Genomic DNA, 13088 nt, shown 5'->3' with positions numbered 1-13088 from the left:
GTTCTACCGCATGGCATATCCGCCATGCGGTGTTATTTACCGACAAACTTAGCCGCCGACAATCTTTCTCACATAGCGTAAATGTTCCAGCGATCCCTCATAAGCGCTGTCAGCATCAGACTGGCGCATTGCATCCACTATCGCTTTATGTTGTTTGTTGAGATTAAGTAAAACATTTCTGTCTCCAGACTGCTCATCAAGCCCGGCATAAGGGATATTAATCCGTTGTTTAATCCGTTGTTCCCATAACATACGGGACATATCGAACAACACCCGGTTACGGCTAGCCTCAGAGATCGCAAGGTGAAACTCTTTATCCAGCGAGTAAAAGCCGTGGACGTTATTATCGTTAATGGCTTGATCCATACGATGATAAATCGCCTCTATTTGGTTGATGACGTCAACGTTATCGTTTTGTGCGGCTAAGCGCGCACAATGGCTATCAACCAGCTCGCGAGTAGAGAGAATTTCTTCGATGGTATAGTCTCTGGCAAGGTGTTTTTTATCTGAAACGATAACCCCATTACCGGACTGAATCACGATCCATCCGGAGATCTCCAGTACAATAAGGGCTTCTCGCAAGGAGGCGCGGCTCACGCCAAGCTGTTTTGCCAGTTCGCGTTCTGGCGGTAAAAAAGTTCCCGGGGGAAAAATATTATCATTGATCAGCTTAATGATGAGGTTGGCTATCTTCTGATAGAGCCTCTCCTGCCTGACCTCAGGTATAACCATGCGCCCTCCAATCCATATCCAGGGGATTTTGAATGGATTTAGCATACCATCCTGGCGCTGGTGATCGTGATAATTAATTACCGTGCATGATAAAGAGAAGCAACCGCCGGTAGCCTCCATTACCTTCGCCGAGACTACCGGGGAAACTAAACCGAGATGAGCTATTTATCCTTTGACGTTGATTTTCTCGAACACGGGCGCTGTCGCGTTCTTAAACTGAGAAAGAGACCAGGTTTTATAGTTGATATCATTGTAGCCGCGCACCATCATCTCACCGTGCGTTAAGTCAGACAGCGTTGTCCAGACCGTATATTCTGAGACCGGTTTGCGGGTAGCGTTGCCTTCCCCTTCACTCCCCATATAATCAACCGTAATATTTTTCGGACGATCGAAACGGCTCATAATATGTGCAAGCGTATTCATTGCGTCGTGGGCGGATGTCGCTTGCGGCGCATATGTGGTGTAATAAACGCCGCGTATAAAACGGGAAACCGACGTATCGGACGATGGCAAGTCTGCAATAGCAATCCCGCTATCAGGCTGCATCACTTTTATCCCGCCCTATGTGCCTGAAGAGCGGTCCACATTGGTTAATTGCGTATAATTATTCAGATTTGTCAGATGCCAGGGGAATGCGGGACCATTTGTCATCACGCGAGTGGGATTGTCATAGACATGGAATTTGCCATTTTCCACTTCAACGACAATGCTTCCTCCTTTCTTGTCGTAAAACGCGTAATGAAATGGCGATTTCAGATCGCCAAACCGATGCAGTTCCGGTGACCAGAATTTGCCCTCTTTTATTGCCTGTTTTACCTCGCCGACAGTAGCAAAACGGGCCAGCGCCCATTCTCCCAACGAGGTGACAGGAATTGCCTGTTTATATTCACTCGCGGGCAATGGCGGCAACTGCGCATTCATGATCATGTTTTCACTAAATGACAATCCCGCGCTATTCATGCCTTCAAGTATGTCTCTGCTATCGCCATCAGTAATGGTGGAAGTAATGGCCAGTATCGGATACTTCGCCTGATAGCTTATCCCCTGGCTGCCATCCGGCGTTTTTTTATCAAACTGTGTTCCCGCCGGGTAATACGTTAACCATGAGGGTAAATCCTGCATATATTCCAGCGTACGCCCATGAAAAATATCGCCTTGTTTATCCTGAATAGCAAGGGTTGTGCAGGCCTGTGCAGCCATGGCGTATGAAAACAGCGCCGGAGCGATAAATAAAATTGCTTTACTTTTTTTCATCATGCTCTCCTTGTTTGTAAAATGAATTGGATGAATATATTAAATTAAACCTATCAATGGTTATGCAGCACGTAATTAATTGTGATCTTATTTTACAAGCTAATAAATTTAACTAACGGGTTTAAAGGAGAGTTAAACACAGCGAACTAACATGAAACGCGTTATCCGTGTGACCATTTAAAAAAATCCCATCATGTTATAAATAAAAAACACGGTTTCTTATCAACATTAAGAGATATCTTCACAACGCTATATTTACTCCACATCACCAATAACATTAAATTAATTTATGTTTTTGAGTAATGTGAGTAGCACACATGTAATCAGTTGTTACGAATTAGAAACATAATTGCTACTAAAACACGTTGAGAAAGACAAGAAATGCAACATATGATGCCCACACTAACTATAGTGGTTTGGGATAAACGTTATGCAAACACAAGATACATTTTATCAAGTTATGCGTAGACACGGCGTGACAAGGCGTAGCTTCCTCAAGTTTTGCAGCCTTACCGCAACGTCTTTAGGCCTGAGCAGTTCGATGATTCCTCAGATAGCTTATGCCCTGGAGAATAAACCGCGTACGCCAGTGATATGGCTGCATGGTCTTGAATGTACCTGCTGTACCGAATCTTTCATTCGCTCTGCGCACCCGTTGGCAAAAGATGCCATTTTGTCGCTCATTTCCCTGGATTATGACGACACCATTATGGCCGCCGCAGGGCAACAAGCTGAGCAGGCGTTGGCGGATGTGATGCGTGAGTACAAAGGAAATTATATCGTTGCCGTGGAAGGTAACGCGCCGCTGAATGAAGATGGGATGTTTTGCATACTGGCTGGCGAGCCGTTCCTGGAGAAGTTAAAACGCGTCAGCGCGGATGCTAAAGCGATTATCGCCTGGGGGGCCTGCGCATCATGGGGCTGCGTGCAGGCAGCCCGTCCCAACCCAACTAAAGCCACGCCGGTTCACAAATTAATTACCGATAAACCCATTATTAAAGTGCCAGGCTGCCCGCCTATACCTGAAGTGATGTCCGCCGTTATCACCTATATGCTGGCATTTGATCGCATCCCTCCCCTTGATCGTCTTGGACGACCAAAAATGTTTTATGGCCAGCGAATTCATGACAAATGTTACCGACGCGCGCATTTCGATGCCGGTCAATTTGTGGAAGCGTGGGATGACGAAGGCGCCAGAAAAGGGTATTGCCTGTACAAGATGGGCTGTAAAGGCCCGACCACCTATAACGCCTGTTCAACCGTTCGCTGGAATGATGGCGTGTCTTTTCCTATCCAGTCGGGTCATGGATGCCTCGGATGTTCGGAAGATGGATTCTGGGATTACGGTTCTTTTTACAGCCGGGCAACGGGCATTCCGCAAACCGGCATTGAAGCTACCGCCGATAAAATCGGACTGGGCGTTGCCGGCGTCGCGGGCGCTGCCGCCATCGCTCACGCCACGGTGAGCGCCATAAAACACGCCCGCAATAAAAACAACACGTCATCAGAAAACGCTCCGGAAGAGAAAAAATAATTATGGCATATCCTTATCAGACTCAGGGTTTTACGCTGGACAATAGCGGACGGCGAATTGTGGTCGATCCGGTTACTCGCATCGAAGGGCATATGCGTTGCGAAGTGAATATCGACAGTAATAATGTCATTACTAACGCCGTGTCGACCGGCACCATGTGGCGCGGCCTGGAGGTTATCCTGAAAGGTCGCGATCCGCGAGACGCCTGGGCATTTGTTGAACGCATTTGCGGCGTCTGCACCGGTACACACGCTCTGACCTCAATCCGTGCCGTAGAAAATGCGCTGGGAATCGCGATTCCGGACAACGCAAACTGTATCCGTAATATGATGCAGGCTACGCTACACGTTCACGATCACCTGGTGCATTTTTATCATCTGCACGCGCTGGACTGGGTTGATGTGGTTGCCGCCCTGAAAGCCGACCCGCATCAGACCTCCGCCATCGCGCAAAGCCTTTCCGCATGGCCGCTATCCTCGCCGGGATATTTCCGCGATTTGCAAAATCGACTGAAGCGGTTTATCGAGTCCGGTCAACTTGGCCCTTTCCGTAATGGCTACTGGGGACATCCGGCGATGAAACTTCCGCCGGAAGCCAATTTGCTGGCGGTCGCCCACTATCTTGAAGCGCTCGATTTTCAAAAAGAGATCGTAAAAATTCACACCGTTTTCGGTGGTAAAAACCCGCATCCTAACTGGCTGGTGGGCGGCGTTCCTTGCGCCATCAACCTTGACGAAACGGGCGCGGTCGGCGCAGTGAATATGGAACGCCTGAACCTTGTCAGTTCCATCATCCAAAAAGCTCGCCAGTTCTGCGAACAGGTTTATCTTCCGGACGTCTTGCTGATTGCCAGTTATTACAAAGACTGGGCAAAAATCGGCGGCGGGTTATCGAGCATGAACCTGCTGGCTTATGGCGAGTTTCCGGATAACCCTAACGATTATTCCGCCAGTAATCTTCTGCTTCCGCGTGGGGCTATCATTAACGGTCGTTTCGACGAAATTCATCCTGTCGATTTAACCGCCCCCGATGAGATTCAGGAGTTTGTCACTCACTCCTGGTATACCTATGGTAACGGCAATAACGATAAGGGCCTGCATCCCTGGGATGGTCTGACCGAACCGCAACTGGTCATGGGCGAACACTATAAAGGCACAAAAACTTTTATCGAACAGGTGGATGAGTCCGCTAAATATTCATGGATTAAATCGCCGCGCTGGAAGGGACATGCGATGGAGGTAGGTCCGCTGGCGCGTTATCTGATTGGATATCATCAAAATAAACCGGAATTTAAAGAGCCCGTGGATCAACTGCTGAGTGTATTAAAGCTTCCTAAAGAAGCGCTCTTTTCTACATTAGGACGTACTGCCGCGCGTGCGCTGGAATCCGTATGGGCAGGCAATACGCTGCAATATTTCTTCGATCGTCTGATGCGTAACCTCAAGTCCGGCGATACGGCGACGGCAAACGTCACGCTCTGGGAACCCGATACCTGGCCTACATCGGCAAAAGGCGTTGGTTTCAGCGAGGCGCCGCGTGGCGCGCTGGGGCACTGGATAAAAATTGAAAATCAGAAAATCGACAGCTATCAGTGTGTGGTACCGACAACCTGGAATGCCGGGCCACGTGACGATAAAGGTCAAATTGGCGCGTACGAAGCGGCGTTAATGGGGACTAAACTCGCCGTTCCCGATCAACCATTGGAGATTTTACGTACTCTGCACAGCTTCGATCCCTGCCTGGCCTGCTCCACCCATGTTATTGATAATCATGGAGGGGAGCTGGTCAGGGTTCAGGTACGATGACGACGATTCGGAGGTCTCAATGCATCTCAAAGAAATAACCAGCCAGGGGTACTATATCTATGAAGCTCCGGTCCGTTTATGGCACTGGATCACGGCGTTATCCATTGTCGTCCTGGCTGTTACAGGATATTTCATTGGCCGCCCCCTGCCATCGATTCAAGGTGAAGCGACCTTTATGTTTTGGATGGGCTGGATACGACTGATCCATTTTACCACGGCGTATATTTTTACTGTCGCGCTGCTGTTTCGTATTTACTGGGCATGTGTCGGCAATGAGTACGCCAGGGAGATGTTTCTGGTTCCGTTCTGGCGCCGCGCCTGGCGCAAAGGCGTTATCAGCGAAATCCGCTGGTATTTTTTCCTCGAAAAAGAGGCCCATCGTTACTATGGACATAATCCGGTAGCGGGACTGGCGGTAATGTTCTATTTCTGGATGTCCGTACTGATGGTGTGTAGCGGCTTTGCGCTCTATGGCGAAGGACTTGGAACAGACAGTTGGGCGTATCAATGGTTTGGCTGGATGATTCGCCTGACTGGCAACGATAGCCTCGCGCTGCATTTCTGGCACCGGCTGGGCATGTGGTTCATTATCGCCTTCGTCATTGCGCATGTTTATACCGCTATCCGCGAAGACATTATGAGCCGACAAAGCGTGATTTCCGTCATGATAAGCGGCTGGCGCTGGTTCAGGTGATAACAATGGCAGAAGTAACAATCTTAGGGCTTGGCAACCTGCTTTGGGCAGATGAAGGGTTCGGCGTCAGAGCGGCGGAAAAGCTGTTTGAACAGTATGCCGATAACGAGAAAGTTGACGTTGTTGATGGCGGTACGCAGGGGCTGGCGCTGCTGCCCTGGCTGCAACAGACCGAAAAACTGTTAATCATGGATGCTATCGATTTTGGTATGGCTCCAGGTTCGCTGGCGATGTTTCGTGATGAACAGGTTCCCGCCTATCTGACGGCGAAAAAACTCAGTTTACATCAGACCAGTTTTTCTGAAGTGCTGGCATTGCTGCAATTAACCGGCGGCCAGTTATCGGAGATTGTGCTGATTGGCGTGCAGCCGGAATGTCTGGATGACTATGGCGGGAGTCTTACGCCGCAGGTAAAGGCGCAACTGATGCCTGCGGTCTATCTCGCGCAGGAAGTGCTGGCGCAATGGGGTATCACCGCCTCTTCAGCGGCCTTGCCCACTGAAAGACTCAATCATTACAGCCTGTGTATGGAACGCTACGAAGATGAACGCCCAGATGCGCAAAGCGCTTGCCGGGTCGGCGATATTCGGGTGCTACAGAGAGAGAAATCATAATGTGTATCGGCGTTCCTGTGCAGGTTATTTCACCCGGTCAGTGGTTCGCCAAATGCCGCGACCGACACGGCGAGCTTATCGACGTTGATATTCGGCTTGTGGCTCCCCCCTTAGCAGGCGCATGGCTGCTGACATTTGGCGGCGCAGCACGACGAGAAATGGACGAAGCGGAAGCCGCTGAGGTACTGGCGGCGCTGGACTCACTGGAACAGGCCATGCTCACGCAAAGCGATCCGCTGACCGGTTTTGCCGATTTATTGTCTCGCACGCCTGAATTACCGGAGCATTTAAAAAAATGACTATCTCACCCCAAAATCCTGTTTGTCCACTGGCGGATAAAGGCTTTCTGATTACCGATGCGCAAACGCTCCCGTCGTTGATTAATGCGCATCCGACTGTGCTGGTTTTGCTGCAAAGCGACCCCAACAAACATCCGGAAGTCGCCGACAGTTGGGTCATCATCCCGGAGATCCTCAAGCAATTTCCGGCGACGTCTTATACCGCGGCATTTGCGGATAGCGAACAGAGTGAACTGATCGCCCGGGAGTATCGCATTCTGAAATATCCGGCGCTGCTTTTCTTTCGCCAGCACCGTTTTGTCGGCAGTCTGGCGGGATTATATAGCTGGCAAGAATACTCTCAGCGGGTGGCCGCATTGCTGACCACACCGGGCTATCGTCAGGATATTCCCGTTATCACGCAATAGAATGAAAGGTAACACACGTGAATTATTCCAGAACTATTCCAGTCGTTAATATTGCCGGACCAGGCTCGCAGCCAGAAGAGGAAGACTTTAACTTTCTTCCTATCCCCGCCGGCATTAATCTCCCGCTGACGCCGGTTTTACCGGAACAGGCGCTGCCCGCTGAGCTCCGTGTTGCCAGACACATCCTGACTACGCTTATTCGCGATATGGATAACCCAGTGGCAACGCTCCCCTTTCCCCTGAGCTATAAGCTGAATGCCACTGAGCAACAGAATAGCGGTTTATTGGATCAACTGCTCGGCGAAGGTGAAATCTCCGCCCGGGTACTATTATCCGATGGAAAAGAACAGCGTATTCAGGAGACGGTTTTTACGGGCGTCTGGCGTGTGCGTGAATATAACGCTGACCAGCAACGGGTTGCCGATGAAATTATCATTGGCCCGATCCCAGAGAGCATCTGGCAGACGCATCCGCAGCCGCCGATTACGCCAGAATTGCCGCCACAACCGGCGGGATTGATGAATGGTGCCTTTATCGCGCATGAAATAGCCGAGCGCGTAAAACAGCCGGTAAAAGAGCCGCATATCATTAACTTAACGCTGTTGCCAGTAAACGATGCCGATCGCGAGTATCTGGATCATTTTTTAGGCGAAGGTTGTAGCGCTATTTTTTCACGCGGATATGGTAAATGCCGGATTGTAAGCACGCATTTTCCCGGCGTATGGCGGGTCAATTATTTCAATGATATGAACACATTACTGCAAGATATGATTGAGATAGCGGACATTCCTGATATCGCCGTTGCAGGCATCGATGATATCGAAGATGCCTACGCGGGGCTAAAAAATACGTTGGAATGGTTGAAAGAATACCCGGTTACAGAAAATGAGCCAGTGGTGCGCATGGAGTGCAAAGTATGTTGGTGGGTTTACGACCCTGCGCTGGGCGATGACGTATGGCAAATTCCACCCGGTGTGCCCTTCAGCCAGTTACCTGATTACTGGTGCTGTCCGGTTTGCGAAACCAGTAAGTCCGGGTTTATGGTGATCGATGAAGGTAATAGTTCGTGCAAAGATTGACCGTCTATTCTCACCCGCTACGGATTATCTGGCAGGAGGCGCCGATCGGTCGTTTGTTACAGGGCGCAACGCCGGTATACGCAAAAACGCTTATTTCACGTTTGTTTACGTTGTGCGCTCAGGCGCACAGCGCGGCGGCGGCTTTACTGTTGTTTCCTGAAAAGAAGCCAGATATGCAGGCCGCACAACAAGAGCTGGCGCGAGAAACGCTCCGTCGCGCGTTGACAGACTGGCTCCCCCTGTTTAGCCACCGACAGGCAACCGCTGAAGAATGGGCGTTGTTACGTCGCGGAGAGTTATCCCCGCTGGCAAGCACAATCTTTTTTGACGATGATCCTCAGACCTGGCTTGCCGCTGGCGTAAAGGGCTGGGAAGCCTGGTTTTTGCAAGAGCGTTCTGAAACCGCCCGCTGGCTGGCGGCAGTACAGAATATCATTACACCTACACTACCGATGGCATCGTCCCCGGACCATACGTTAATAACCCATGGTCCCCTGGATGTCTCGCCTCTGGCTATCGAATATCCGCTGCTGTCAGCCTGTTGTCTTAGCGGTAAAACGACTGCGCTACGTCTGCTGGCCCGCTGCATTACGCTCGCCCGAAGTTTGAGCGCCCTTCCCACCCTGCGCTGGAATCGTTTTGATGATGGCGAATGGAAAATAGCGGTAGTGGAAACCGCGCGAGGATGGTTAGTTCATCAGGCCAGACTGACGACGTCAGGCAATATTCTTGATTACCGTATTATCTCGCCTACCACACGTCACGCCCAACCTGACGGCGTCATTGCTCGCGAACTGGCCACTATTCCACTCTCATTGTGGTCGCAACAGTTACAGGTAATTGATCCTTGTGTCGCCGTAAATATTGTTGAATGAAGGAGCTGGCCCATGCATGAATTAGCCCTGGCGCAAAATATTATCGAATTGCTGGAGGAACAGGCAGTAAATCACCAGTTCAGCAAGGTAAAGCAAGTCTGGCTGGAGATTGGCGTTATGGCCTGTGTTGAGGTGCCGGCGCTGCATTTTGGCCTGGACGTCGCCGCTCGTCATACCCTTGCTGACAATGCGCGTTTCCACATTACTATCGCACCGGCGCAAGGTTGGTGTCTGTCCTGTAATCAACCCTTCACCTCTCAAACATCCACACTCTGTTGTCCCTTTTGTCATTCAGGCAAAGTGCAGATAGATGACAGTAGCAGAATGCGCATTCGCGAGATCGAAGTCGAATAGTCAACGAATAGGCAATAAAAAAGGACGCCAGAAGCGTCCTGAAATAATAAAAGAATAAATTAACAATAATAAAGGTTAAGCAGTGACCCAGTTTTGGGAAAAGGAGGGTATCCCTAAACTGTCTTAATCAGCAAGTTTTATCAAAACTCGTAGACTAAGCCGAGCGCCACGGTGTTGTCTGTATTAGGATTCGATGGGTTGCCATCTTTTAGCAGATTGATTTTGTAGTCAACATACGCGGACATATTTTTATTGAAGTAGTAATAGGAACCCACATCAATATATTTCACAAGGTCGAACGAACCCAGTCCATCAACATCATTGGCTCTGGATTGCAGGAATGCCAGTGACGGGCGTAAGCCATTATCAAATTGATATTGCCCTACCATTTCCCAGTTATCGGTTTTATGTGCAAAGCCGCCCAATGTATCGCCCATATAGGTCATATCATAAGTACGGGTATAGTTTGCCGCCAGGTAAATATTATTGGCATCATACTTCACGCCGCCAGTCCAGGCTTCAGCGCGGTCGCCATTTTCGTATTTATCTTGCGTCATCTGATCAAGCGTGCGTTTGGAACTGGTATAGGCTGCCCCCAGGCTCACCCCCATGCCCAAATCATATGTCGCTGATGCCCCGAAACCATCGCCATTCTGGTACGCGATACTTTTTCTGGCATTATTACTTAAAGGATCGCCTTCTTTCGACAGGCCGTCATTTTTACCCTGATACTGCAACGCAATATTCAGACCATCAACCAGACCAAAGAAATCATTATTGCGATAAGTCAGAACGCCATTCACGCGTCCGGTCATAAAATTATCGGAAGCTTCATACGAATCATTACCAAATTCAGGCAGTACGTCAGTCCATGAACCAATGTCGTATAACACGCCATAGTTACGACCATAATCAACAGACCCCATATCGGCAAATGCCAAACCAGCAAAACCGAGACGCGTCCAGCTTTGCGGGGAACCGCTGGAGTCACCATCTTCCGGACGATTGGCGTTGACCTGATACTCCCACTGTCCAAAACCGGTTAGTTGATCGGTAATTTGAGTCTCGCCTTTAATACCCATACGGATATAAGATTGATCGCCATCCGTACTATGATTACTGGAAAAATAATGCAGGCCGTCGACCTTGCCATACAAATCCAGTTTATTGCCATCCTTGTTATAGATTTCTGCTGCGTTGGCGGCTCCAGCCATCATTACGGCTGCGGCTACCGCAGATAACACCACTACTTTTTTCATTTTATATGCCTTATTTGTCTTATTTTTGGACTTTCCGCAAAACCTGCTCGCGGAACTGTCCAGGACAATATCACTAACAATTACCGTGCGTTAAGTTTCAAAGTGTAATATTATCTTGCTATGTATTAGTGATGTTAAAATGCAAGTTAAGCATGACTACATCAATGATATGCCCTGTTTTCTGCTGTAATAACAAGGGGGTTACCAGTAGAGAACTGGCTTACGGTCGGGGATGCCAGGGCGAGAATGGCACTGAATACTCGGCTGACATTCGTTAAGACGGAATCATAATCAAGTCAGTTGAGGCCACAGTCCTTCTTATTTTTGTGTATAATTTGTTACGTTTACATTTATTTCTAAATTAGCGTTATGAAAATATCAGTACTACTGAAATAGCACTTCTTCGCTTCGTGTATTTTTACTATGGTTAATTATCACATAGCGCAAACGGTCATTTGCATATCACTATTCATAAGATTAACTATTTACCAGCGGTAATAAACATAAAAGTAAGTCAATGGACAACAACAATACTGAAACTCTAAATGTTGATATTTTGAGTCATGTCGTTACAAACAAATACGATATTCTTAATTGCACTACTCCCTTTTCGGGGTAGTTTTATAGAAGGATGTTTTTTATTGTTCGTGAGCCATGCTCCTTTAGTATAAAAGTGAACGTAACAGGAAAGATAAAGCGTCTCAAAAACAGACCATATGGGTATAACTATTATGCAAAAAACGTCACTATTGTTTTCGGCCGCCGCGATAACGTTAACTCTGATGGTGTCATCGGCATCAGCGGCAACGCCAACCGCCGCACAAAATGAAGCTACGTCGACCGTTAAACAAGAAATTACAGAAGGCATTAACCGTTACCTTTATTCAATAGATAAGGCAGACCCAACGTTAGGCAAGCAGCTCTTTTATGTTTCACCGGAAACCAGTTTTATTCATCCACGCGGTCACGAACGCGGATGGTCGCAGATCGCTGAAAATTTTTATGGCACCACTATGGGTAAAACTTTCAGTAAACGCACATTAAAACTGGACGCTCCCCCTGCTATTCATGTGTATGGCAATGCCGCCGTTGCAGAGTTCGACTGGCATTTTACCGCGGTACGCCGTGATAATGGGCAGACTCAACACACGACAGGCCGCGAAAGCCAGGTGTGGGCGAAGATACCAAACACAGGATGGCGAATCGTTCATGTCCACTACTCCGGTCCAGCCAAAACCGGCGTTGGAGAAGGCTATTAAGCTTTGCTCTTCAGGTTATGGCGCAGATGAACATTCTGCGCCTGTTAAGACAAACTCAGGTCAGTTGATAGCGCTTATCCGGTATCCGTTTTTCCGGAATATCCCTTTCATCATTCATTTGCAGTAAATCGATTTCTATCGCATTGCATATCGCATCCAGCGGTAAATCATTATTTTCAGTACCGAACGGATCTTCCAACTCTTCCGCTAACGCATCCAACGCGATAAACGTATAAGAAATAAGCACCGAAATAAACGGCGTCATATAGTGCAGATCAACCACCAGTGCAAATGGCAACATAATGCAGAAAAGATAAACCGTACGATGCAAAATTAACGTATAGGCAAAAGGCACCGGCGTGTTGGCGATGCGTTCACAGCCGGCCAACACTGACGACATATCATTTAAACGGTTGTTGAGGCTATGAAATAAAATATCGGAAAGCTTTCCGCTGCGGCGGCGAATCGCCAGCCACTCTCCCATCAGCAATAAGATACGGTTAGCAGGGGAATGGGAAGCGACAACTTTCTGTAACGCCTCCTGGTCAAGATAGTTGCCCAGAACTTGCGTTTGAGGCTGTCGACGCAATGTCATACGCAAACAGTGGGCAAAAGCGATTTGTAACCGAACAAAATCCTCGATACCGCGTTCATCAGGCAAGGTTGTTTTCACCTCACGCAGTATTGAGCGTGAAGCGATCATCAACTGCCCCCACAAATGTCGCGCTTCGACGTAACGCGCATAACAGGCATTATTGCGAAACCCCAGAAAAATGGCGATAGCGACGCCCAGTATGCTAAACGGCGCAAGGGTAAAACTTAATACCCAGCATTGTGTACCAGGGCAGCATGATAATAATGGCGATAGAAAGAAGAAAGTTAAGGAGCAGTCGTGAAAAGATTTTAGATAACACGGAACCATG

The 13088-nt window shown here is 48.6% G+C and carries 13 protein-coding genes and 1 pseudogene; 10 read left to right on the top strand and 4 right to left on the bottom strand.

Annotated elements, in window-relative coordinates:
• Positions 1-48: 48 nt before the first annotated feature.
• Positions 49-852, bottom strand: coding sequence for a FadR/GntR family transcriptional regulator (locus ACQ29O_RS10835; RefSeq protein WP_020936974.1), 804 nt, complete (start codon positions 850-852; stop codon positions 49-51).
• A 45-nt stretch (positions 853-897) separates the two neighbouring features.
• A pseudogene (locus ACQ29O_RS10830) lies at positions 898-1989 on the bottom strand (choloylglycine hydrolase family protein).
• A 427-nt stretch (positions 1990-2416) separates the two neighbouring features.
• On the opposite strand from ACQ29O_RS10830, the gene ACQ29O_RS10825 reads away from it, so the two are divergent.
• Genes ACQ29O_RS10825 through hypA form a run of 9 tightly spaced genes read left to right on the top strand, consistent with a single transcriptional unit; the run spans position 2417 to position 9647 of the window.
• Positions 2417-3520, top strand: coding sequence for a hydrogenase small subunit (locus tag ACQ29O_RS10825; RefSeq protein ID WP_001194442.1), 1104 nt, complete (start codon positions 2417-2419; stop codon positions 3518-3520).
• A gap of 2 nt (positions 3521-3522) precedes the next feature.
• Entirely contained in the window at positions 3523-5325 is a 1803-nt protein-coding gene (locus ACQ29O_RS10820) for a nickel-dependent hydrogenase large subunit (protein ID WP_000331200.1), read from the top strand.
• Positions 5276-6019 (top strand): Ni/Fe-hydrogenase, b-type cytochrome subunit, encoded by a 744-nt coding sequence (cybH, locus tag ACQ29O_RS10815; RefSeq protein ID WP_000924456.1) that lies wholly within the window; start codon positions 5276-5278, stop codon positions 6017-6019. The genes ACQ29O_RS10820 and cybH overlap by 50 nt, the downstream gene beginning before the upstream one ends.
• 5 nt (positions 6020-6024) lie before the next feature.
• Positions 6025-6633, top strand: coding sequence for a HyaD/HybD family hydrogenase maturation endopeptidase (gene hybD, locus ACQ29O_RS10810; protein ID WP_000852664.1), 609 nt, complete (start codon positions 6025-6027; stop codon positions 6631-6633).
• Positions 6633-6932, top strand: coding sequence for a HypC/HybG/HupF family hydrogenase formation chaperone (gene hypC, locus ACQ29O_RS10805; RefSeq protein WP_000334904.1), 300 nt, complete (start codon positions 6633-6635; stop codon positions 6930-6932). The genes hybD and hypC overlap by 1 nt, the downstream gene beginning before the upstream one ends.
• A complete protein-coding gene (locus ACQ29O_RS10800; RefSeq protein WP_001746904.1) occupies positions 6929-7339 on the top strand; it encodes a hydrogenase-1 operon protein HyaE2 in 411 nt (136 codons plus the stop codon). The genes hypC and ACQ29O_RS10800 overlap by 4 nt, the downstream gene beginning before the upstream one ends.
• 17 nt (positions 7340-7356) lie before the next feature.
• Positions 7357-8418, top strand: a complete 1062-nt coding sequence (locus ACQ29O_RS10795; protein WP_001109927.1) for a hydrogenase expression/formation C-terminal domain-containing protein — start codon at positions 7357-7359, stop codon at positions 8416-8418.
• Positions 8406-9293, top strand: coding sequence for an ATP/GTP-binding protein (locus tag ACQ29O_RS10790; protein ID WP_001189401.1), 888 nt, complete (start codon positions 8406-8408; stop codon positions 9291-9293). The genes ACQ29O_RS10795 and ACQ29O_RS10790 overlap by 13 nt, the downstream gene beginning before the upstream one ends.
• A gap of 12 nt (positions 9294-9305) precedes the next feature.
• Positions 9306-9647, top strand: coding sequence for a hydrogenase maturation nickel metallochaperone HypA (hypA, locus tag ACQ29O_RS10785; RefSeq protein WP_000544772.1), 342 nt, complete (start codon positions 9306-9308; stop codon positions 9645-9647).
• A gap of 140 nt (positions 9648-9787) precedes the next feature.
• Here hypA and ompC read toward each other — a convergent pair whose 3' ends face one another.
• Positions 9788-10906, bottom strand: coding sequence for a porin OmpC (gene ompC, locus ACQ29O_RS10780; protein ID WP_000758342.1), 1119 nt, complete (start codon positions 10904-10906; stop codon positions 9788-9790).
• A gap of 716 nt (positions 10907-11622) precedes the next feature.
• Here ompC and ACQ29O_RS10775 point away from each other — a divergent pair.
• A complete protein-coding gene (locus tag ACQ29O_RS10775; RefSeq protein ID WP_000513126.1) occupies positions 11623-12165 on the top strand; it encodes a YybH family protein in 543 nt (180 codons plus the stop codon).
• 55 nt (positions 12166-12220) lie between these two features.
• Here ACQ29O_RS10775 and ACQ29O_RS10770 read toward each other — a convergent pair whose 3' ends face one another.
• The gene (locus ACQ29O_RS10770) at positions 12221-13087 is read right to left on the bottom strand and encodes a bestrophin family protein (RefSeq protein ID WP_077918269.1); all 867 of its coding nucleotides are present in this window, start codon (positions 13085-13087) and stop codon (positions 12221-12223) included.
• Position 13088: the final 1 nt, after the last annotated feature.

The organism is Salmonella sp. GDC200615 (genome assembly GCF_050574145.1).
GTDB classification, from domain to species: Bacteria; Pseudomonadota; Gammaproteobacteria; order Enterobacterales; family Enterobacteriaceae; genus Salmonella; species Salmonella enterica.
This window is presented reverse-complemented; position numbering and strand designations above follow the sequence as displayed.

Bases quoted from the DNA above. Each gene is read 5' to 3' on its own strand.
- ACQ29O_RS10835 (WP_020936974.1), bottom strand. From the start codon at position 852: ATGGAGGCTACCGGCGGTTGCTTCTCTTTATCATGCACGGTAATTAAT.
- ACQ29O_RS10825 (WP_001194442.1), top strand. From the start codon at position 2,417: ATGCAAACACAAGATACATTTTATCAAGTTATGCGTAGACACGGCGTG.
- ACQ29O_RS10820 (WP_000331200.1), top strand. From the start codon at position 3,523: ATGGCATATCCTTATCAGACTCAGGGTTTTACGCTGGACAATAGCGGA.
- cybH (WP_000924456.1), top strand. From the start codon at position 5,276: ATGTTATTGATAATCATGGAGGGGAGCTGGTCAGGGTTCAGGTACGAT.
- hybD (WP_000852664.1), top strand. From the start codon at position 6,025: ATGGCAGAAGTAACAATCTTAGGGCTTGGCAACCTGCTTTGGGCAGAT.
- hypC (WP_000334904.1), top strand. From the start codon at position 6,633: ATGTGTATCGGCGTTCCTGTGCAGGTTATTTCACCCGGTCAGTGGTTC.
- ACQ29O_RS10800 (WP_001746904.1), top strand. From the start codon at position 6,929: ATGACTATCTCACCCCAAAATCCTGTTTGTCCACTGGCGGATAAAGGC.
- hypA (WP_000544772.1), top strand. From the start codon at position 9,306: ATGCATGAATTAGCCCTGGCGCAAAATATTATCGAATTGCTGGAGGAA.
- ompC (WP_000758342.1), bottom strand. From the start codon at position 10,906: ATGAAAAAAGTAGTGGTGTTATCTGCGGTAGCCGCAGCCGTAATGATG.
- ACQ29O_RS10775 (WP_000513126.1), top strand. From the start codon at position 11,623: ATGGGTATAACTATTATGCAAAAAACGTCACTATTGTTTTCGGCCGCC.
- ACQ29O_RS10770 (WP_077918269.1), bottom strand. From the start codon at position 13,087: ATGGTTCCGTGTTATCTAAAATCTTTTCACGACTGCTCCTTAACTTTC.